At 30.8% G+C, this 21,785-nt stretch carries 22 protein-coding genes and 1 other annotated feature; of the genes, 16 read left to right on the forward strand and 6 right to left on the reverse strand.

Translation table 11 applies throughout. From position 1 onward, the window contains the following. Positions 1-198: 198 nt before the first annotated feature. On the reverse strand, positions 199-1,614 hold the full coding sequence (pyk, locus tag ACREVU_RS10295) for a pyruvate kinase (protein WP_431551507.1): 1,416 nt from the start codon (positions 1,612-1,614) through the stop codon (positions 199-201). 267 nt (positions 1,615-1,881) lie between these two features. Here pyk and ACREVU_RS10300 point away from each other — a divergent pair, with 267 nt between their 5' ends. Together ACREVU_RS10300 and ACREVU_RS10305 are read left to right on the forward strand one after the other, a co-directional pair. Beyond that, on the forward strand, positions 1,882-3,096 hold the full coding sequence (locus tag ACREVU_RS10300) for a cation:proton antiporter (protein WP_431551508.1): 1,215 nt from the start codon (positions 1,882-1,884) through the stop codon (positions 3,094-3,096). A gap of 459 nt (positions 3,097-3,555) precedes the next feature. Next, entirely contained in the window at positions 3,556-4,182 is a 627-nt protein-coding gene (locus ACREVU_RS10305) for a PHP-associated domain-containing protein (protein WP_431551509.1), read from the forward strand. Between the two features lie 97 nt (positions 4,183-4,279). Here ACREVU_RS10305 and ACREVU_RS10310 read toward each other — a convergent pair whose 3' ends face one another. The 4 genes from ACREVU_RS10310 to ACREVU_RS10325 are packed head-to-tail and all read right to left on the reverse strand — an operon-like array spanning position 4,280 to position 7,931. Continuing rightward, positions 4,280-5,233 (reverse strand): ABC transporter ATP-binding protein, encoded by a 954-nt coding sequence (locus ACREVU_RS10310; RefSeq protein WP_431551510.1) that lies wholly within the window; start codon positions 5,231-5,233, stop codon positions 4,280-4,282. Beyond that, complete coding sequence (locus ACREVU_RS10315) at positions 5,234-5,422, reverse strand: hypothetical protein (protein ID WP_431551511.1); 189 nt, start codon at positions 5,420-5,422, stop codon at positions 5,234-5,236. It abuts the gene before it with no gap. A 30-nt stretch (positions 5,423-5,452) separates the two neighbouring features. After that, complete coding sequence (locus ACREVU_RS10320; RefSeq protein WP_431551512.1) at positions 5,453-6,964, reverse strand: ABC transporter permease; 1,512 nt, start codon at positions 6,962-6,964, stop codon at positions 5,453-5,455. Beyond that, a complete protein-coding gene (locus ACREVU_RS10325; RefSeq protein ID WP_431551513.1) occupies positions 6,894-7,931 on the reverse strand; it encodes an ABC transporter substrate-binding protein in 1,038 nt (345 codons plus the stop codon). The genes ACREVU_RS10320 and ACREVU_RS10325 overlap by 71 nt, the downstream gene beginning before the upstream one ends. Positions 7,932-8,273: 342 nt before the next feature. On the opposite strand from ACREVU_RS10325, the gene ACREVU_RS10330 reads away from it, so the two are divergent. Next, positions 8,274-8,414 carry a hypothetical protein gene (locus tag ACREVU_RS10330; RefSeq protein ID WP_431551514.1) on the forward strand — a complete coding sequence of 47 codons (141 nt, stop codon included), beginning with the start codon at positions 8,274-8,276 and terminating at the stop codon, positions 8,412-8,414. Positions 8,415-8,542: 128 nt separating this feature from the next. On the opposite strand, the gene brnQ is transcribed toward ACREVU_RS10330, so the two are convergent. Next, on the reverse strand, positions 8,543-9,868 hold the full coding sequence (brnQ, locus tag ACREVU_RS10335) for a branched-chain amino acid transport system II carrier protein (RefSeq protein ID WP_431551550.1): 1,326 nt from the start codon (positions 9,866-9,868) through the stop codon (positions 8,543-8,545). 106 nt (positions 9,869-9,974) lie between these two features. Then, positions 9,975-10,228: a binding site (T-box leader), on the reverse strand. 151 nt (positions 10,229-10,379) lie between these two features. Between brnQ and ACREVU_RS10340 the strand changes: the two genes are divergently transcribed. The 13 genes from ACREVU_RS10340 to ACREVU_RS10400 all read left to right on the forward strand — a co-directional run bounded on the left by ACREVU_RS10340 (position 10,380) and on the right by ACREVU_RS10400 (position 21,735). After that, a complete protein-coding gene (locus ACREVU_RS10340; protein ID WP_431551515.1) occupies positions 10,380-10,772 on the forward strand; it encodes a BlaI/MecI/CopY family transcriptional regulator in 393 nt (130 codons plus the stop codon). Further along, positions 10,756-12,666, forward strand: a complete 1,911-nt coding sequence (locus ACREVU_RS10345; RefSeq protein ID WP_431551516.1) for a M56 family metallopeptidase — start codon at positions 10,756-10,758, stop codon at positions 12,664-12,666. The genes ACREVU_RS10340 and ACREVU_RS10345 overlap by 17 nt, the downstream gene beginning before the upstream one ends. Positions 12,667-12,823: 157 nt before the next feature. Next, entirely contained in the window at positions 12,824-13,468 is a 645-nt protein-coding gene (locus ACREVU_RS10350; protein ID WP_431551517.1) for a superoxide dismutase, read from the forward strand. A 281-nt stretch (positions 13,469-13,749) separates the two neighbouring features. Next, the gene (locus ACREVU_RS10355) at positions 13,750-14,562 is read left to right on the forward strand and encodes a transporter substrate-binding domain-containing protein (protein ID WP_431551518.1); all 813 of its coding nucleotides are present in this window, start codon (positions 13,750-13,752) and stop codon (positions 14,560-14,562) included. A 9-nt stretch (positions 14,563-14,571) separates the two neighbouring features. Beyond that, entirely contained in the window at positions 14,572-15,357 is a 786-nt protein-coding gene (locus ACREVU_RS10360; RefSeq protein WP_431551519.1) for an amino acid ABC transporter permease, read from the forward strand. Then, positions 15,329-16,063: an amino acid ABC transporter ATP-binding protein gene (locus ACREVU_RS10365; protein WP_431551520.1), complete on the forward strand. Its 735-nt coding sequence runs from the start codon at positions 15,329-15,331 to the stop codon at positions 16,061-16,063. Before ACREVU_RS10360 ends, ACREVU_RS10365 begins: the two co-directional genes overlap by 29 nt. Positions 16,064-17,061: 998 nt before the next feature. Then, positions 17,062-17,214: a hypothetical protein gene (locus ACREVU_RS10370; RefSeq protein WP_431551521.1), complete on the forward strand. Its 153-nt coding sequence runs from the start codon at positions 17,062-17,064 to the stop codon at positions 17,212-17,214. An 80-nt stretch (positions 17,215-17,294) separates the two neighbouring features. Further along, positions 17,295-17,897 carry an ECF transporter S component gene (locus ACREVU_RS10375; RefSeq protein ID WP_431551522.1) on the forward strand — a complete coding sequence of 201 codons (603 nt, stop codon included), beginning with the start codon at positions 17,295-17,297 and terminating at the stop codon, positions 17,895-17,897. A gap of 109 nt (positions 17,898-18,006) precedes the next feature. Then, complete coding sequence (locus tag ACREVU_RS10380) at positions 18,007-18,774, forward strand: energy-coupling factor transporter transmembrane component T family protein (protein ID WP_431551523.1); 768 nt, start codon at positions 18,007-18,009, stop codon at positions 18,772-18,774. Next, a complete protein-coding gene (locus ACREVU_RS10385; protein ID WP_431551524.1) occupies positions 18,771-19,616 on the forward strand; it encodes an energy-coupling factor ABC transporter ATP-binding protein in 846 nt (281 codons plus the stop codon). Before ACREVU_RS10380 ends, ACREVU_RS10385 begins: the two co-directional genes overlap by 4 nt. Next, positions 19,609-20,421 carry an energy-coupling factor ABC transporter ATP-binding protein gene (locus tag ACREVU_RS10390; protein ID WP_431551525.1) on the forward strand — a complete coding sequence of 271 codons (813 nt, stop codon included), beginning with the start codon at positions 19,609-19,611 and terminating at the stop codon, positions 20,419-20,421. Before ACREVU_RS10385 ends, ACREVU_RS10390 begins: the two co-directional genes overlap by 8 nt. A gap of 136 nt (positions 20,422-20,557) precedes the next feature. Beyond that, positions 20,558-21,157: a nitroreductase family protein gene (locus tag ACREVU_RS10395; protein ID WP_431551526.1), complete on the forward strand. Its 600-nt coding sequence runs from the start codon at positions 20,558-20,560 to the stop codon at positions 21,155-21,157. A gap of 212 nt (positions 21,158-21,369) precedes the next feature. After that, the gene (locus ACREVU_RS10400; RefSeq protein ID WP_431551527.1) at positions 21,370-21,735 is read left to right on the forward strand and encodes a hypothetical protein; all 366 of its coding nucleotides are present in this window, start codon (positions 21,370-21,372) and stop codon (positions 21,733-21,735) included. Positions 21,736-21,785: the final 50 nt, after the last annotated feature.

Below are 21,785 nucleotides of genomic sequence, written 5' to 3' on the forward strand. Positions count from 1 at the left end.
ACTTAACTTTGTATGTAACTAAAGTAGATTTAATAAAAAGAGAAAACAAGGAATGATTTAAATAGAGTATTATAAATACCGAGTAGACAGTTTAAAATAACTATCTACTCGGTATTTTTTTATTAGAAATTAAAAAATTAGATTCAATTTGTGTTAGTACAAGTGAAACATGCCACTTGCCACGTGGGTGGCACTATATTAAATCACTGTTTGGACCTTTAATAGATTAGTTGTTCCAGCTGTTCCTACTGGGCCTCCAGCTGTTATTACAACAACATCTCCTTGTTTAACTAATTTAATTTCTAAAGCTTCTTTAACTCCAATTTCAAACATTTCTTCAACAGTTAAAGCTTCTTTAACTAGTAATGGAACTACACCCCAGGAAATACATAACTGTCTTTGAACTCTTGGATTTGATGTAGTTGCTATTATGGGACAATATGATCTGAATCTAGAAATCATTCTAGCGGTTTGTCCAGATTCAGTTGCAGAAATTATTGCAGCTGCCTTTAACTGCTGTGCAATGGCACAAGTGGCATAGCTTATAGCATTGGTAACAGTTTCAACCAGGTTAAATTGCATTGAGAGTTTATTGCTAAAATAAATAGACTTTTCAGCCATTTGAGAAATCCTAACCATAGTTTTTACGCTTTCAACAGGATATTTACCAATAGCACTTTCACCTGAAAGCATAATTGCACTGGTTCCATCATATACAGCATTTGCGACATCGCTAGCTTCAGCTCTAGTAGGTCTTGGATTCTTAATCATTGAGTCTAGCATTTGAGTTGCGGTTATTACTGGTTTACCACTTTGATAGCATTTTTTTATTATCATTTTTTGAACAATTGGAACTTCCTCTGTAGGTATTTCTACCCCTAAATCCCCTCTAGCTACCATAATACCATCTGAAACATTTAGTATTTCATCAAAATTGTTTACCCCTTCTCTATTTTCAATCTTTGAAATTATCATTATATCCTGACCACCATAACTTTTTAATATTTCCCTCATCTCAGTTACATTTGAAGCCTTTCTTACAAAAGAACAAGCTATAAAATCAAATTCATTTTCTATAGCAAACTTTATATCTTCAATATCCTGCGATGTTATTGCAGGCAAATGTGTGTCAGTTTCGGGAACGTTTACTCCTTTGTTATTACTTACAACTCCACCATTTAATATTTTACAATGGATGTCTTTGCCTACCACCTTTTGGACTTCTATTTCTACAAGACCATCGTTTATTAATATTATAGTGCCAGCCTTAACATCTTTATATAAATCCTTGTGAGTAATAGTTGATTTTTCTTCTGTTCCTAAAATATTTTCATTTACAAGTACAAACTCATTTCCATTTTGTAATATTACTTCATCGTTTTCAAATTTACCTAATCTAATTTTAGGACCTTTAATATCAAGCAATAATGCAACTGGGATGTTTAATTTTTCTCTAACTTTTTTTACTCTGTCCAATCTTGCCTTTTGCTCTTCATGAGTACCATGAGAAAAATTTAATCTTGCTACATCCATACCTCCTAGCATTAATTCTTCTAATAAATTCTCATCATCTACTGCTGGTCCTAAGGTACATATTATTTTAGTCATTCTCATTATTTATTAACCCCTTTCATTGGTGTATAATCCGTAAATATATTTTATAAAAATGATTGCTAACACATAAATTTATGCTAATTATAACATAAATTCAAGTAAAAGGTGTGGAGGGAAATGCAATTAATTGATCTTAGTTTATACCTCATACGTATATAATAATTTTAGTTTGACAGAACCATATAAGAAGACTAATATGTAACCGTATACCTACATAAGATGGTCTATTTTCTAGTTAAATACTAAATTTGAAAGAAGGTAAGTGACTTGTTAGATATTAATTTTTTATTAGATTTGGCAATTATTTTAATCAGCACAAAAGTATTGGGTCTTTTGACTAAAAAAATTCAGATGCCACAGGTTGTTGGGGCTTTAATTGCTGGCTTGATACTTGGTCCTACACTTTTAAACGTGGTTCATGAAACAGCATTTATTGATAAAATGGCTGAGCTGGGTGTTATAGGTCTAATGTTTATTGCAGGATTAGAAACAGATGTTAATGAAATGAAAAAATGTGGGAGAGCATCTTTTGTCATTGCACTTTTGGGTGTTTTATTGCCTTTGGGTGGTGGTTTTCTTGTGGCTATTGCTTTTTCAGACACTCCATTAAGTGCCATGACTCAAATGCAATTATTAAAGAATATTTTCATTGGGGTCATTCTTACCGCAACTTCAGTGAGTATAACTGTTGAGACTTTAAGAGAAATGGGAAAACTGAAAACACCAACGGGTACAGCTATATTGGGTGCTGCTGTAATTGATGATGTTATGGGAATAATCGTTTTTACAATCATTTTAGGTTTTGCAGATGAATCTGTTGGTGTAAAGGGTGTATTAGTTAGAATTCTCTTATTTTTTGTGTTTGCAATTATTACAGCTATTGTGTTTAATTATGTATTTAAGCACCTCAGTAATAAATATGCACAAAAGAGAAGAGTACCCATATATGGAATGGTATTTTGTTTGGTATTGTCCTATGTATCAGAAAAATTCTTCGGTATAACAGATATAACAGGTTCTTATTTAGCTGGTATTATTATTTCAAATGTAGGTCAATCTGATTATATATTAGGTAAGTTTGAGGTTCTATCATATATGCTTCTATCACCTATATTTTTTGCAAGTATAGGGATAAAAACACATGTTACTGGTATTTCCAGTAACATTTTGAGCTTTACTGCTGTTTTACTATTAGTATCAATTTTATCAAAGATTATTGGTTGTGGCCTAGGATCTAAACTCACCGGGTTTACGAATAAGGATTCTCTTAAAATTGGTATTGGTATGATTTCAAGAGGTGAGGTAGCCCTTATAATAGCGGGCAAAGGTGAGGTGGCTGGTTTGATGGATAAAGTGTATTTTGTTCCAGTCGTTATTGTAGTCATAACAACGACTCTTTTAACACCTATGCTCTTAAAACTTGCTTATAAAGATGACACCGATACAAATATTAAAAAAATTCCTTTACTTGTTAAGATGTAATTTTGTTTAAACAAATAGTAGACCAACATAAACTTGCAGTTAACAGATGGAAAATATGGAACTAGAATGTGCAAATCTAGAAATAAATTATCTTCTTTGGACAAGGATTTAAAGACTGTTAGAGAATTAAAGGTTAATTTAGATAACTAGGTAAAAAGCTTATGGGAAATAAGCAACAGACAGTAGTCATGGAAGTAAGAAGTCAGGTTGAATTTAAAAAAATAGAACAAGGGCAACTAGGACTAAATTTATCCTAGTATATAAAAGTAGCACCAAAGATTTTCTTTGGTGCTATTTTTGAGTTTAAATGGTATAGCATATTATCAATAGATAATGCTCATAGTATCGAAAAAATCTATATTATAGTACCTAAAACTATAATTGTGTTAAAATAATTATAAAAGTAGGATTATTAATTTTTTACAAAAACTAAATTTAGGTTAATATAAAGGAGAAAAAATGATAATTGATACGCATGTTCATGAAAGTAAATATTCTGCAGATAGCAGTATTTCATTAGAAGAAATATTACAGCGGGCAAAGAAAATAGGGTTAGATGGGATTTGCATTACTGACCATGATACAAATGAACTAAGAAAAGATCGAGGTGTTTCTTTTAAGCAAGATGGAGTTTTAGTCATTGTGGGGGCTGAGATATTAACCTTTCAAGGAGATGTTTTAGTATTTGGTCTTGAGAAACTTCCAAAGGAAATGATAAATGCATCAGAACTACTTGAAATGGTAAATGAAGTAAAAGGAGTGGCTATAAGTGCTCATCCTTTTAGAAATAATAATAGAGGATTAGGTCAGCATATAAGAGAAGTAAGTGAACAAAGCATTGGGGTAGAGGTATTAAATGGTAGTACCACATCTTTTGGTAATCTATATGCTTATGCTTTAGCAATGGAACTAAATTTAGGGTGCTTTGGAGCAAGTGATGCTCATGTAATACAAAATTTGGGCAAATTTGCTACTCGTTTTGAAAACACAATAAGAGATGAACAAGATTTTATAGAAGCGGTAAAAGGTAGAAATTTTCGCCCTGTTGTACATAAATCTAATGGCTTTGAAGACATTAATATATAGTAGATATTACAATTTATAATTTCAAATTTTACATACAATTTTAAATAGAATTAGTAACCTTATATGTTGCTAATTCTATTATATATATTTTCATCTATTATTGGTCAATTTCTATTTCATTATTTATCAAAAGTTCAACTCTATCATCAGTTTCAAAATGACTGTTTTTTATTCCACTTAAATTAACTTGTAATGAATTTCCGTCTCCTTTGACTATGTACTCTGTATGGGAACCCATAAAGGTTTTACTAATTATTTTATAGTTTGCGGTGCTACCATATTTTATATTAATATCTTCCGGTCGAATAAGAATATATTTTTCACCTTTTTTGATTATATTAGATTTTCCTATAAGTGAAGAAATATATGTATTTACCGGATTAAAATATACCTGTTTAGGAGTTCCGATTTGTACAATATTTCCTTTATCCATTATTACAATTTTATCTGATAAACAAAGTGCTTCTTCTTGATCATGTGTTACAAAGATCATTGTTATATTTAATTTTTTTTGCAATTCTTTAAGTTCTTCTCTTAGTTTAACTCTTAAATTAGCATCTAAATTGCTTAAAGGTTCATCTAATAAAAGAATTTTAGGATTTGTTGCCATTGCCCTAGCTAAAGCAACTCTCTGTTGTTGGCCACCGCTTAAGTTACCGACTCTACTTTTTTCATGTCCCAAAAGTCCAACAATTTCAAGATATTGCTTTGCAATTTCTAATGCTTCTTTTTTCTTCTTTTTTCTTGAAAATCTAATTCCATAGCTAACATTTTCAATAACATTCATATGAGGGAACAGGGCATAGCTCTGAAAAACAGTTGAAATAGGTCTTTCTTCAGCAGGGTAATTTGTGATATCTATATTATCTAAAAGAATTTTTCCACTGTCTGCTTTTAAAAATCCCCCTATCATATTTAATGTGGTGGTTTTTCCGCATCCAGAAGGTCCAAGTAATGTTACAAATTCACCTTTGTTAACCTGCAAATTAATATTTTTTGCACCATTATTAGTGTCGTACAATTTTTGTAAATTAATTATCTCTAGAAACATTTATTTACCTCCATTTTTGTTTAGTAAACGAATTGCAATTAGATTTATAGATACAGTTACTAAAATCATGAAACTTGCTAAAACAGATCCTAATCCATATTGACCATTTTGAATAGCTTTAAACATCTCCGTGCTTATCAGGGTTTTTCCACGAGAGATAAGAAATATAACTGCCCCTATTGTAGTCATACATGTTGTAAATATCATAATAAAGCTAGTTTAAAAAACTGGTTTTAATAGTGGAAATATAATATTTGATAAAATTTTAATTTTGGAGGCTCCTAAATCTCGCGCAGCATCTTCTATTTTTAAGTCTATTTTAGTAAAAGCAGCATTTGCAGCTTTATTTGAAACAGATATTTGACGGAACGTAAAATTCAAAATTATAATAATGGCTGTATCTGTCAGCAATAATGGTTTATTGTTAAAAGCAACTATATAACCTAACCCAAAAAAAGTACCAGGAATGATATATGGCAAAGAAGATATAAATTCAAAATATTTCATATAAACTATCTTTCTTCTTCGAGTGAAATAAGATAGTGTGATTCCAATTAGTGATGCTAGAACTGCAGCGGTTACTCCATACAAAATGCTTCTTGTAAAGGAATTGATTTGACCAGGTTTTAAATCTTCAAAATTTGCAGTTGTAAACCTGATTTTTCCAGAGGAAGTATTCGAAATAGTTGATAGAAAAATATTACCATACTTTAGAATCATAACTACAAAAAAAAGCGATGTTATGGTTGCTAAAAAAAGCTTTAAATACTTAGGCATATCAAATTCATATGAACTATTAGAAAAAGATTTATTTCCATCTGACATATTATCTGCCTTAGTCATATTTTTGTTATAAAAATAGAAGGCAATCATTGCGGGTTGAACAAGAAGCACACTTATTGCTGAAGCTTTTCCTAAATTTGCACTTGATATTATTGTCATATATGCCTCGGTTGCAAGAACCTTGAATTTTCCACCTATAATTATAGGAGTTCCAAAATCTGCTAAATTCATGGTGAACAAAATGAATAATACAGACATTATTCCTGATGATGAAGCTGGAATTATAACATTTTTTAATGTTTGTAACGGTGTCGCTCCTAAATCTCTGGATGCTAATATTAGCCTTAAATCCATACTATTAAGAGTATTAATCAGTAAAATTGAGGCAAAAGATATTTGTCCGATTGTTTGTAAAAGAATAACCCCTTGGCAGCCATAGGGATTTACACTAAGCCCAAATATTCCATTAGTAATTAAACCTCTTCGCCCAAATAACATAATTAAAGCTAATGCGGATACAAAAGGTGGAGAAATCATGGTAAGCATCAATGAAAAACTAATGAGTTTCTTCATTTTACCTTTTTTGATGAAAACATAGAGTGCAATACAAAATGCAATCATTACTGTGAATATAGATGAAAGAGTTGAAACTAAAATACTATTTTTTATTAATTGTATATTGTCTTCATTAAGTAAATTTTTATATTGTTGTAAAGAAAAAACACCATTTTTATAGACACTTGTAGCAATTATAGAAAATATAGGAAATAAAATAAACAGAAGTATGCTTACTATTATTGAGAATAAAATTAATTTTTCTAATAGAAAGTCAAATGAGAGAGTTGAAAAACCAACTCTCCCTTTGGGCTTTCTATTATTATTTATTCCCAATAATCTCTTTCCACTTTGATAGTGTAGATTCTCTTGTCTTACCCATTTTTTCAACATCTAATTTCACAAGCTTACTAGTATCTAATTTCTTTAATAAATCTGGAACTACAACATCAGCTCTTGCCATGATTCTTGCATCTGCTTCCTTTAATACGTTTTGACCTTCTTTAGAAAGCATATAATCTACAAATACTTTAGCTGCTCCTAAATTTTTTGTGTTTTTGAATATTGCTATGGGTGCAGGTGTCCATGGAATCAAATCTTGTGGAGAAATTACATCAACAGGACTTTGTTTTTCCATTTTAAAAGAACCACCCGTTAATGCGACAACACCTATTGCAAATTCTCCAGCGGCAACTTTTTCTAGTGGTTCTCCGCCACCTTTTGCGAAGAAAGAAATGTTCTTATTTAATCTTGAAAAATAATCCCAACCTTTTTCTTCTCCCCATGCTTGGTTTAAACCGCTAACCAAAGCATAACTTGTTCCTGAAATAGAGGGATCTGCCATGATGATTTCATCTTTATATTTAGGATTTGCAAGGTCTTCCCATGTTTTTGGAACTTCTAATCCTTTTTTTGTAAGAATATCCTTATTTACAACAAAGCCTATTGGGACAAGAGCTAATCCAGTATAATTACCATTTTTTTCTTTATACTGGGTGTCAATGCCTGCTGCTTCTGGAGAGATATATGATTGTAAATAGCCTAAATCTCTTGCTGCAATATAGCTATCAACACCTCCACCAAACCAAACATCTAAATTAGTTTTTCCGTTTTCAGCCTTAAGCTTTGCTAATTCTGCGCCTGTAGAAATTTCTACATATTCAATCTTAATTCCAGTTTTTTCAGTGAATTTCGCAAATGAATTTTCAGCGCCACCATAAGCTAATGGTATATTTAATGTAACACCATCATATGGATTTTTAGTCTTATCTGTAGCTGCGGTTGAGTCTTCACCCTTAGAACAACCAATAAAAGTCGCAACACTAATTAATAAAAAAATCGAAATAATTATTTTTTTCATAGTAACTCTCCTTGTATTGTAAATTATTTATAGCGAACATTTTAATTATATAGAAAAAATCTATATAAATCCAATTCAAAGTTACTATAGTTGTAGGAATGTGTATTTATATTTCTAATATCAGCTTTACAAAAGACACCTTAAACATTTAGAAAATTATATAGTAATGAAAAATGTTATATGAGTTACTCAAAGTACTCTTTTTAGGGTATAATATATTAGTAAAAGAATAAACTATACTTTGAAAATATTCATTGTGAATATTAATTTATTGTTAAAAGTCTTTTAAAAATGTAAAAAATGTAATGCATATAAAAAATAAATAAGAGGGTGGTAAAACATATGAAAAATGATATGAGTAAAAACATGGAAATAATGAAAAAAGTCATCGACCAGAAAAAAGAAAAATCTTCAAAGCAGAAAAATACTAAGAGACCTGCAATTTACGGAACACAAAGTGCAGGAGCAGGTAACATTAAATAGTCTTTAATGTTAGTAGAAAAGATAGGATGGTGCAAAATGATTTTTGAAAATCATTTAATGCATCATCCTATTTTTTTTAGAAACTCATATTATAATAGTAAATCCCACAAACATCACTGTGAAAAACATTATTCATTCAAAGAAGTTTCTTTGGCAAAAGAAAAATCTTTTACTATACTAAATAAAAATCCTAATAGAGCACCAACTAAGGATGGCACTACCCAAACAAGCCCCTCCTTTGATAAAGGCATAGAACTCAAAAATGACATTTTAAGTCCAACTTGATTTAATGAATCAGATATACTAAAAATAGCAGTAAATAGCATACTGAAAGAATATACGGAGTTATAACCTTTAAATATGTTATGGGTGAAGGCAAGTACAATAAGTACTATTGCCATAGGATATATAGCTGTTAAAACAGGTACAGATATACTTAGTATTTTAGTTAAACCTACATTTGCAAATAGCATACTGAATAGTGTTATTCCAGAAACCCAAACCTTATAGCTAACCTTTGGAATTATCCTTGAGAAGTATTCACTACATGAGGTTATAAGACCAACAGAAGTTGTAAGGCAAGCTAGCCCAAAAACTAAACCTAGTATTATAAGACCATTTGAATTAAAAAGATAAGAAACTACTTTTGTTAATGTTTGCGCTCCATTTTCAGTAGTGCCAAATCTAGTTTGAGCAGCGGCGCCTAGGCATGCAAGCATTAAATATATTAAAGTTAATACAAGACCAGCTATAAGTCCAGCTTTTATTGTGTAGGAGCTTAAAGCTTTTTTATCTGTAATTCCTTGTTTTTTTAAAACTAATGCAATAACTATTCCAAAATTAAGGGCAGCAATGGCATCCATAGTCATATATCCATCTAAAAATCCTTTTAATACAGGAAAGTTACCATAATCCCCTATTGGAGCATTGAAGTTACCAATTGGTTTTACTAAACTACCTATAAATATTATTAATATAAGCATTAAGATAGCAGGGGTTAGTACCTTGCCAAAACGATCTATTAATTTATTAGGAGTCATACTGAGCCAAAACGCTAAACCAAAGAAGCATAATGTATATACAAAAAGAGGCAAAGCTCCACCAGCTGATGCTTTTAAAAACGGTGCTATGCTTGTTTCAAAAGATAAACTAGCAGCACGTGGTATGCCTAAAAATGGTCCTATTGATAAATATATTAATAATGTAAAAATAAGTGCGAAGGGTTTATTAACCCTACTGGCTAAATTTTGAAGGCCATCAGCTTTTGCAACAACAGCTACTGCAAGGATTGGTAGGCCTACTGCAGAGGCAAGAAAGCCAGATAGCGAGAGTAAAAGATTTGTACCTGACATTTGTCCAAGTACAGGGGGAAAGATTAAGTTTCCAGCTCCAAAAAACATTGAAAATAGCATTAAACTAACTAACATTAAATTTTTTCTTGATAATTTATTCATCGTAATTCCTCCAAAAATATTATTTTTTTTGTTATTGATTATTATATCGCTAATGTCACTGTCCACTAAACCACCTCCTTTTAAAATAAAAAAAGCCCGTCCCTATAAAAGGGACGAGCATTATGCACGTGTTACCACCCAAAATCCACTAAAATTAAAATTCTTAACTTTAATAGCACTTAGCAAGATACCAATTGATATCTGTTCCTTGTAATGGTGGACGGCCATTAAACCTTATTATATTTCAGGTTTACTTCTCAGAGATGATTTTCGGATATAGACTGCACGTTGACTCTCACCAAATGTCAACTCTCTTTTGAACAGATACTAAAACCTACTCTTTCTCGTCATCAAATTTATTATTTATCTTGTAAAAGAATGTAACATATAAAAAAGATATTGTCAATAAATAAACGATTTTATGAAAATATAAATTACCTATTGACACATGGAGGTTACGGTTGTAAACTGTACTTGAGGTTACAACAGTAAACTCAAGGGGGGACTGAATATGAGTTCATTGGTTTCAAAAATAACAGATTCAGAGGTTGAAGTTATTCGAGTATTATGGGAAGCCGGTTGTGAACTTCCAATAGCAGATATTAGAAAAACACTTGAGCAGACCAGTAAATGGGAAGCCTCTACAATAAAAACCTTACTTCGCAGACTCTGTGAAAAAGGTGTAGTTTTAGCCACTAAAAAAGAAGTGTTTTATTATAAACCTTTGGTTACTGAGACAGAATACAATGAATATACCACCCAAAGTTTAATTAATCGGTTATATTCTGGGAGTGCCAAGAAACTTGTGGCATCTCTTTTGGGAAGTGAAAAGCTTGATGATACTGATATTGAAGAGCTACGTGATCTATTTAAGGTAGGTGATAGTGATGAACGCCACAGTTAAGTTATTACTATCGCTTTCTTTGTCAGGTAGTATTCTTGCAGCATTAATATTTGCTGTGAAGCCATTTATGAAGCACAAGCTTTCAAGGTCAATTCAATACTATATTTGGATTGTAGTACTGCTAAGATTGATACTACCATTTTCTTTTGAAACAAGTATTATGAATGAGTTGTTTTATGGCAATCAAACATCAGTGGTAGCAAGTTCTCAAGGTATAAAACAATCAGTGGTGGGGACTGCTACAAAAATATCTAATTCAAATTCACTACCAAATGTTCAAGAAAATGTAGCTAATGGTGTTTATAATGATGATGCTGACCATGGTAAATATTTTCAGGATCTATTTAATCACTATAGTGTGTATCTTTGGCTAATGGGAGTATTAATTACACTCAGTGTTAACTTAACAGGGTATGCTAGATTTTTAAAATACTTGAAGAAATCAAATATTTTAGCTACTAATAGAGAAAACGAAATGCTAGTTACATTATTGAATGGACGACACAGGGTAAAGCTTTTCCGTAATCAATTTTTGAATACACCAATGCTAATCGGAATTGTAAAACCTTCTATTATTATTCCCGATATTAACTTTAATGAAAAGCAATTTAAAAATATTCTGCTTCATGAAATTGTACATCTTAAACGGTTTGATATCGCGGTAAAATGGCTAACGATGATAGCCTCAGCAATTCACTGGTTTAACCCGCTTATGTATTTTATTAAAAAAGAAATTAATAGTTCTTGTGAATTATCTTGTGATGAAGCGGTTATCAAAAATCTTAGTCCTTCAGAAAAACAAGATTATGGTGATACATTGATATCTGTTGTAGCACAATATAAATATCCTAGTGGGATATTGCAAGTAACTATGTGTGAAGAAAAAAAGGGTTTAAAAGAAAGATTGATAGCAATTATGAATCATACTAGAAAATCAAAAAAAGTAATAATTCTCTCTGTAATTTTACTAGGAGGTCTTATATTTGGTGCATTATATTTAGGCGCTGGAGTTGGAGCTGTAAAAAACACTCCCTTTGATATATATATAAATGTAGAAGATCAAGAAGCAAAAATCGCACTCATGGGTACCTATTCATGGAAATATAATGGTGAGAATATTGAGGCAGACTCAGATGATCCTAAAAATTTCAATTATAAATTAGAGAATATTACTTCAGTAAAACCAGGTCAACAATTTGTTATTGGTACACAGAAATTAAAAAAGGATAAAGAATATGATTTTTCAATAGAACAGATTTCTATATATAAAGACGGTAAGTCCATAGAATTATACAAGCCAGTACCACCAAGCTCTGTGCAGGGAGATTCAGGGTTAGGTATGACTGCACCAAAAGATGCGGGTGAATATATTTATACCTTGCGATTAAACTTTAAAGATAGAGGAACAGTTAGCTATGGGTTTGTTGTAAAAGTTGGTATGCCATCATACGATTTAATTGGGATTTCAAAATATAAAACGCAATATTTAGGTGATAACAGCAAGGTTTCTGTTATAGTAAATGCTCTCCCTGTGCCTTATAACTACTTTAAACAACAATTTATATCAATGGTAACAGAAAATAAGCCATACAAGCTTAATGTATTTTATGAAGCGAGAAAGGATGCTTCACATATCATTGAGTGGCCTGTTGCCAAAGATGATAATAATGTAACTTATTTTAATATAAACAGAAATGCATTAGTTTTATTTTGCATGATTGATAATCTTGATGAGGTAACATTTGCATTTCGTGATTCACAATCAGAGGGGAAATTAGATGAATCAAAATATAATTACACCTATTCATTCCTAAGAGATTCCTTTGAAAAGAAATATGGTGACCTTTCTGTTCTTGGTGCGAAATTAGACTTACTTAAAGATGCATTAGAGTAGAATAATAGAAAATAAATGCGCGAAATAAAAGAATATTTCGCGCATTTGCATATTTTTAAATCAAATTGAGTAGCATCGCTGGTGAATGTAAAAGTGGGTATAAAAGCACCAATCTTATACATATTATATATTATAGTATTTTAAAGGGGTTAATTTAATGTATAATTTAAAACCAGAAATTTTTGATTTCAAATCAGTCAAAGGCATTTCAATGAAGCAGCTAGAGGAACATTATAAATTATATTCAGGGTACGTAAAATTACTAAATGAAATTTGGAACACACCTTATATGCCTGCGGATTATGCTGATAGTAATGCAACTATGTCAAGAATGCGTAGCTTAAAACTAGGAGAGACATATTCACTGGATGGTGTAAAGCTTCATAATCTTTATTTTGAAAATATGGTAGGAGGCAATAACATTCCTTATGGACCCGTATTAAATGCTATAGTAAATCAATTTTCTTCTTATGATAATTTCATCTCTTATCTTACAAATGTAGGGTTATCAATGAGGGGTTGGGCAGTTCTTTCAATAGATCTGCTTGATAACAAATTACACATAATAGGAAGTGATCTACATGATACTGGGGCAGTATGGCTCTCTTATCCAATATTAATCATGGATGTTTATGAGCATGCATATTTCATGGACTTTGGAACAAATAAAAGAAAATATATTTCTACATTTGTTGAAAATATAAACTGGGGCATTTTGAATGAAAGATTCCAAAAGTTCGTCTCTTCAATGCAGTTTGGGGATATACATCAACATAGATGTTTTCCAAATATTTTTTTATAACTATGTTGAAATAATTTAGTGGCAAAAGTAGAAGTACAATATACATCTTAAGATGTATAAAAGCTGGAGATATAATTCACCGGCTTTTTTATGCTTGACTTTTATCATATTTAAGTAGTATATATAAATAGAACAAAAGTAAGTAATAATTTTTAGTAGTGTATTAGAAGAATATGGATTATAATATAATTGTATTGTTTAAACTTATATAGTTATACAAAGAATTTTTTTAGACAGAATATAAGGAATATAATATATAAAGTATTGGGGGTTATGTGTATATGAGAAAATTATTATCATTTTTATTAATAGTTATAATGACAGGAACATTATTTGTAGGTTGTACATCAAAAAAGGTGGGTGTAAAGACTGATGACAAACCTTTAGTTATAGGGATGGAACTTGCATATCCGCCTTTTGAAACAAAAGATGCACAGGGAAATCCAAGTGGTATAAGTGTAGATTTGGCCAAAGCTTTGGGTGAATATTTAAAAAGACCTGTAAAAATTGAAAATACTAATTGGGATGGACTTATTCCGTCACTTCAGACTGGAAAGGTGGATATTGTTATATCTTCTATGACCATTACTGATGAACGTAAAAAGGTTGTGGACTTCTCTGATCCATATGCTCACTCCTATCTTGGATTATTAGTAAATAATAAATCCAAGATAAATAAGGTTGAAGACTTAAATCAGGATAATAAAGTTATAGATGTTAAAAAAGGTACAACTGGGTATATATATGCTAATGCTAAATTGACAAAGGCTAAGATAAATGCACTTTCTTCGGAAAATGCGTGTGTTACAGAAATTGTACAAGGAAAAGCAGATGCATTTATTTATGATCAACTAACAATTTATCGTCAGAATCAGTCTAATAAGGAAACTACAAAAGCTATACTAATACCTTTCCAGGATAGTGAAAATTGGGGAATGGCTGTTAATAAGGGAAATTCTGAACTCTTAAATAAAGTAAATATTTTTATAAAAGAATATAAAGCAAAAGGTGGATTTGATAAGCTTACAAACAAATATATGTTAGAGGAAAAGAAAATATTTGACAAGCTTTCATTTCCATGGTTTTTTGATTAAGGAGAAAATATGAAATATACACGTAATGAAAATCCAACAGTTATTAATAAAGTTATAAGTGCTATTTGCGTTTTGCTAATTCTTGTTTGTTTTATGTGGTTATCTCTGAGAATAATTGGTTTAAAATTAGATTTTACAACGCTTCTTCAATATAAACAGCGATTATGGCAAGGATTTTTAATGACAATAGTGATATCTATTGGCAGTTTAATAATAAGTTTATTTATTGGCTCATTAACTGCTATTGCTCAAAGTTCAAAGGTACTAATAATAAATTATCTATGTAAGACTTATATACACTTAATAAGAGGTACACCACTTTTGGTGCAAATTTACTTCTTTTACTATATTATTGGCACCGCTTGGGGAATTAACAATCGATACTTAGCTGGAATTATAATTCTGTCTATATTTGAAGGAGCATATATTTCTGAAATTATACGGGGAGGACTTGAAAGTATTGATAATCAGCAATATGAAATAGCAAAAGCTATTGGACTTACACCTATAAAAACTTTTAAGCTGGTTACTTTCCCAATTTTAATGGCTAGAATATTACCAGCACTTGCGGGTCAATTTTCATCTATAATTAAAGATTCTTCACTACTTTCTGTAATTGCTGTAATTGAACTTACTCAAACAATACAGGAAATATCTGCAGATAACTTTAGGATGTTTGAGAATTATATATTCGTTGGGTTCTTATATTTTATACTTACCTTTAGTGTTTCAATGGTATCAACATGGCTTGAGAGGAGATATAAGCATGAATATAGAGCTAAGAAACATATGTAAAAATTTTGAAAAACAAGTAGTGCTTCAAGATGTATGCTTTGAAGATGACATTAATTCTATTGCCATTATAGGTCCTTCAGGCGGCGGAAAGTCTACCTTGCTTCGAATTATAGGGGGACTACTTCTACCCAGTTCAGGAGAGATGTATATTGATGGTAAGCAAATTAACTTTAATGAAAAAGAGTTGCAAATTCATCGTAAAAATATTGGATTTGTATTTCAGTCTAAGGGACTTTTTGAGCATCTTACAGCTATGGAAAATGTTATGCTTCCACTTATACATACTTTTGGTATAAATAAATCTGAGGCAATAGAAACAGCAAATAAGCTTTTTAGTAGGTTTGGGTTAGCGCAGGAAAAGGATAAATATCCATTCCAACTTTCAGGGGGACAGCAACAGAGGATATCTATAGCAAGAGCTGTGGCTATAAAACCAGAACTTCTATTGCTGGATGAACCAACTTCAGCCCTTGATCCTGAATATACTTCAGAAGTATTAAATATGTTAGGAGAGCTTCAAAATGATGGGCTAAATACTATAATTGTAACTCACGAAATGGGTTTTGCTAAAAATGCATGTGAAAAGGTAATATTTTTAGTGGATAATAAAATAATTGAAAGTGGCAATAGTGCGGAAACCTTTAAGTCTCCAAAATCGGAGCAGTTAACCTCCTTTTTAAATAAGATACTTGTATGGAAGGTATAAAGAGTTTAGCAAAAAAAAGAACTGATTATATTAAATCAGTTCTTTTAGGGGGTTATATTAAATTTATATTTAATTAAAGGGGGACTCTAATTAAAAAAATCAATCACCTTCTATTCACTTATAGTAACAATTCTATGTGTCATTACAGTGACAAAACTAAAAATTAATTGTAAATTGCCTTCAAACTCTAAAATAGAGTTTGAAGTTTTTTTGTATCTGTTACCTCTTCTTGGCCAAATAGAGGCAAGGTCTATTTGCAAATCCTGCACCTATTTCCATAATCAAACCAACAGATATGAAAAATAAATTGGTTGGAATATTTATTATGTACTCGTTATCTACTTTACAATAAACTGCTATACTTAATACCATTGGTACTGATATAAACAATGACTTAATGACTGAACCTAACGTAACCTCATCTCCTCACCTTCAAAACATTATTATTTAGACGTACATTTGTCATTGAACTTGCTATTCTTTGATACTTCCTCATGCCCTCTTGTTTCTAAAGTATTTAAAGTTCTTTTTATTTTGTTTGGATTGCGCCTACAAGCCACTACCCTTTAGGGTAATGGGTAGTTGACTGTTATACACTTGGCATAATAAAACATTTGTAATACTTCATTAGGTCTTATTATAATTTAATGTTCAGAAAACATCAATTTTCAACATCCTTGTTAAACAGAGCATAATTAATAAATTATAGAGAAAAATTGACTCAGATAGTAGCATTATATTGTAGAAGGACAAAGAGTCTATGTTAAAATAAGGTATTTTGTCAACTGGAGAATTACTAATTATTTGAAATAATAAATTAGTACTTATTTACATAAATGTTATCATGTATTAAGGAAGTTGGGAATTAATGTAGAATTATATTATAAGGAAACAATTTAAAAATATTTTAAAATTACACAAGAGCGAGACAAAAGTCTTTTGTGATAATGCAACAAATTGATATTACGATAATGAAGTCAATTTATGAGAGGTGAAATATGGTAAATGACATTCAAGCACATATAAGATGTTGTAGTAAGGAAGCTGCAGAATATGCAATATTGCCTGCTGATCCAGGAAGGGTAGATAGAGTTAAAAATTTTTTAGTAGATCCAATAGATATAGCATATAACAGAGAATTACTTTTTTAGGTGAAAAAAACGAAATTCTTACTGTTCTTGAAGCTATAGTGAAATTAGAAAAAAGAAAATAAGTTTTAGGGGGATTTATTATGAAAAAAAGTAGTATTTGGAATTTTAAATTATCCACGGCATCAATAGTACTTATTCCAGCAGCAGTTGGTATTAATTATATCGGTAAGTTATTTGCAGGAGTTCTAAAGCTTCCTCTTTGGCTTGATGCTATAGGTACAGTACTTGCGAGTATGCTTGCAGGCCCTATTGTAGGGGCTATAGTAGGGGCAACTAATAACATTATATATGGACTAACTATGGATCCAATATCCTTTATTTATGCATTAACAAGTATTGCTATTGGGCTGACAGTTGGTATTATGGCATACCGCGGATGGATTAAAAGTATTGGTAAGGCTATAGTAGTTGGGCTTGTTGCTGCTTGCGTTTCGGCTATTGTATCTACACCAATAAACATAATATTTTGGGGTGGTCAAACCGGAAATATTTGGGGAGATGCTGCATTTGCATCTTTAATTGCGAATCATTTTCCAGTATGGATAGCTTCATTTTTAGATGAACTACTGGTGGATGTACCTGATAAGATAGCAACTGTAGTAGTGGCTTATGGTGTATTTAAAGTATTACCAAGAAAACTTACTATATTATATAGTAATGATAATGAATTAGAGCAATTATAATGAATTATAAGGACTAATATAAATAGGAATTGACAACAAATAAGATTTAGGACCCAGGGTGTCAATTCCTAATTTGATTTTATTCGTACTTTAAGGATGGTGATAAATCTTGAAAGGTTTAAGTTTATATCAAGAAAAGGATACTATAGTACATAAGGTAGATCCTATAAGTAAGATGTTATATATAATTATATCTATAGCAATTCCTATAATTATGCCTTATAAAACCATAGGTTTATTATGCATGAGTTTTAGTATTATTTTACTATTAATAGCTAAGGTATTTAAAAAAGTAATACCACTTATAAGTTTTAGTATGATAATACTGCTTTCAATTATTATTATACAAGGGCTATTTAATGCTGGAAACAAGACATTTGCTTTTCATATAGGAAATATTATTTTCTATAAGGAAGGTCTTTTATTTGCTTTAGAAATATGCATTAGGGTAATAAATATTTTATGTGCTTTTGCAATTTTAGTATTAACAACTAAACCTTCTGATTTGATTGAGTGCTTAGTAAGGAGAGGGTTATCTCCTAAAATAGGTTATGTTTTATCATCGGTGCTTCAAATAATACCTCAAATGACTGCAACTATGGAAACCATTACAGATGCTCAAAGGTCTCGGGGTATGGAAACGGAGGGAAAATTAAGAGTTAGAATAAAAGCATTTTTGCCATTAATAGGACCTGTAGTTATGAATTCATTAATTAATACTAGAGAAAGGGCTATGGCACTAGAGGTTCGAGCATTTAATTCTAAATCTAAGAAAAGCTTTTTAAATGAAGAACAAAATGGTAGTTATAACAAAACAATAAAAATAGTTTTAATACTTTTGTTTTTATTAGCTGTAGTTTGGAGGTTTTTTATATGAAGAAAATAATTGTGGAGAACTTGAAGTATAGATACCCATTAACAAATGAACTGGCCATAAATGGAATATCCTTTGAAGTAGAAAAAGGTGAATTTATAGGTATAGTAGGTAAAAACTTATCTGGTAAATCAACATTATGCCAAGCTCTAGTAGGTCTTGTGCCTCATTTTTATAAAGGTGCTTATGGTGGCAGTGTTATTGTAGATGGCTTTGAGGTTTCAAAAAACGAAATAAGTGAATTGTCTCAAAAAGTTGGAATAGTATTTCAAAACCCGTTCACTCAAGTTACAGGTTCGAAGCTAACAGTTTATGAAGAAATAGCTTTTGGACTTGAAAATATGGGAATTTCAAGAGAAGTGATGAGAAAAAGAATAGATAATTCCCTTAAACTTTTAGATATATATAAATTTAAGGATAGAAATCCATTTGATTTATCAGGAGGCCAAATGCAGAGAATGGCTATAGCAAGCATTATAGCTATGAAACCAGAAATTATCGTACTAGATGAGCCGACTTCACAACTTGATCCTAAGGGTTCCGAAGAAGTATTTAAAGCCATTCAAAATTTAAGTAAAGAGGGAATGACTGTGGTAATGGTAGAACATAAGATGGAGAAAATAGCTAAATATTCTGATAGGGTTATGCTACTAAGCCATGGAGAAATAGTAGATTTTGATATACCAGAAAAAATATTTTCAAGAGAAGACTTAGATGATTATGGAGTGACTGTCCCTGCCTTCACCAAAGTATGTAAAGGGCTTGGAGTAAAGAGTAAAATAACAGGGCTGTACCCAATTACCATAGATGAGGCTTATGATTTGGTGGTGAGTTATAATGAATAAAATAGAAGTAATAAACCTACATTTTTCTTATGATAAAAACGAAGAAATATTAAGCGGAATAAATCTAAGCTTTGATAGTAGGTCTACTGCTATCATCGGACAAAATGGAGCAGGAAAAACTACATTTGTAAAGCTATTAAAGGGCCTTCTTAAACCTGACTCTGGTGATGTAGTGATTAATGGTATAAATACCAAGAAGTCAACTGTAGCAGAACTTGCGAAATACATAGGATTAGTGTTTCAAAATCCTAATGATCAAATATTTAAAAATAAAGTTATGGACGAAGTTATATTTGGGCCATTAAATATAGGGCAAACTCCGCAGAAAGCTAAAGAAAATTCTATAAATGCTCTTAAAACAGTTGGATTATATGAAAAAATAAGTGAAAATCCCTATGATCTTAGTTTATCTGAAAGAAAATTAATAAGTATAGCATCTATTGTGGCTATGGATACTGAAATAATAATTTTTGATGAACCAACTATTGCGCAGGATTATTATGGAAGAGAAAAAATTAAAAGTATAATCAAAGATTTAAGTGCTAAGGGGAAGCTAGTACTTACAATAACACATGATATGGACTTTGTAGCAGAAACCTTTGAAGCAGCAGTAGTCTTTGCTAAAGGGAATGTTTTACTAGATGGAACTACAAGGGAGGTATATTCACATAAAGAAGAACTTGAACATGCTTATTTGGAAGTACCAAACGCAACTCAATTGTGTCAAATGTTAGGGGTGAAAGAAATTTTTTTAACTGCTGAAGAATTTATAGAGTATAAGAAATGCAACAAAAATAAAGGTTAAGAATTAATAGACTAATTAGGTACATGATACCTAAAAAATTATCTCAGGTTTTTGTTAAATATAAATAGGAATACATTAGTTTGTATTTGTAAATAATGAAAAAATAATAGTTAATAAAAATTGGAGGAATAATAATATGAAAAAAGATTTTTACACTGCTGTAGCAGACAGACGTTCATTCTATGCAATTAGTAAAGAAAAGGTAGTAGCAGATGAGGTAATAAAAGAAGTTATTGAACAGGCCCTAAAGAATACACCATCACCATTTAATTCTCAAAGTGCTAGAGTAATTTTATTGTTAGAAAAACATCACGATAAATTATGGGATATTACAAAAGAAAGTTTAAGGAAGATAGTTCCTGCTGATAAGTTTGGTGAAACTGAAGATAAAATAAATTCATTCCGTAATGGATATGGTACAGTTTTATTCTTTGAAGATGCTGCTGTAACAGAATCTCTTCAGAGTCAATTTGCTTTATATGCAGATAACTTTCCAATATGGTCTCAACAATCAAGTGGAATGCACCAATACGTTATATGGACTGCCTTAGAAATTGAGGGGTTTGGTGCATCACTACAACATTATAACGCACTCATTGAGGAAGAAGTAAAAAAAGAATGGAAAGTGCCAAGTAATTGGAAACTTATTGCACAAATGCCATTTGGTAAAGCAACTGCACAGCCAGATGAAAAACAGTTTCAACCATTAGAAGATCGTATTAAAGTATTTAAATAATTGACACTTTAACTAACCAATAAAAATGAAAAGCTTATTTCATAGAGGAATCTATGGGATAAGCTTTTTTTATGTTGCCAATAGTACCTTAATTTAATAATTAGTAAAATTTACATGGGAAAGCATAAAAAAGATGTAATTTATTGTATTTATATAGTGGCTTATTTATGGTACAATTAGGCATTAAATAATATCAAAGAGGTGGATTAGATATGTTATTTGGGCTATTTAAAAACAGGGAAAACAAACCAGTAAAGCACGAAGAATGTTATGAAATAATGCCATATGATGTGCTCATTGCAACGAATTTTAATGATCAAGATAGAAAATATATGAATCCCATTTATACAGTTAAGTATTATTCGAAATTGAAATCTTCAATTAATGAAGCAGTCTTTTGTAAAAATCCAGACAATTTGGGTATTACTTTAAACCAAGCATTTTTAACTGTAGAGGAAATATTAAAACAGAGTATAGAGGACAAATTATTGATTAGTACTATAACTAATCAAAATGGTGAACTGACTTATGACGAAAGAATAGCAATTGACAAACTGGAACTTATAGTAAAACATTGAGGCTATTAAAGAAACCAAAGTTTGAGTCCTTCGAAAAGTGATTTTTTCGG

Source organism: Clostridium sp., from assembly GCF_050717535.1.
Classification (GTDB): Bacteria; Bacillota; Clostridia; order Clostridiales; family Clostridiaceae; genus Clostridium_AD.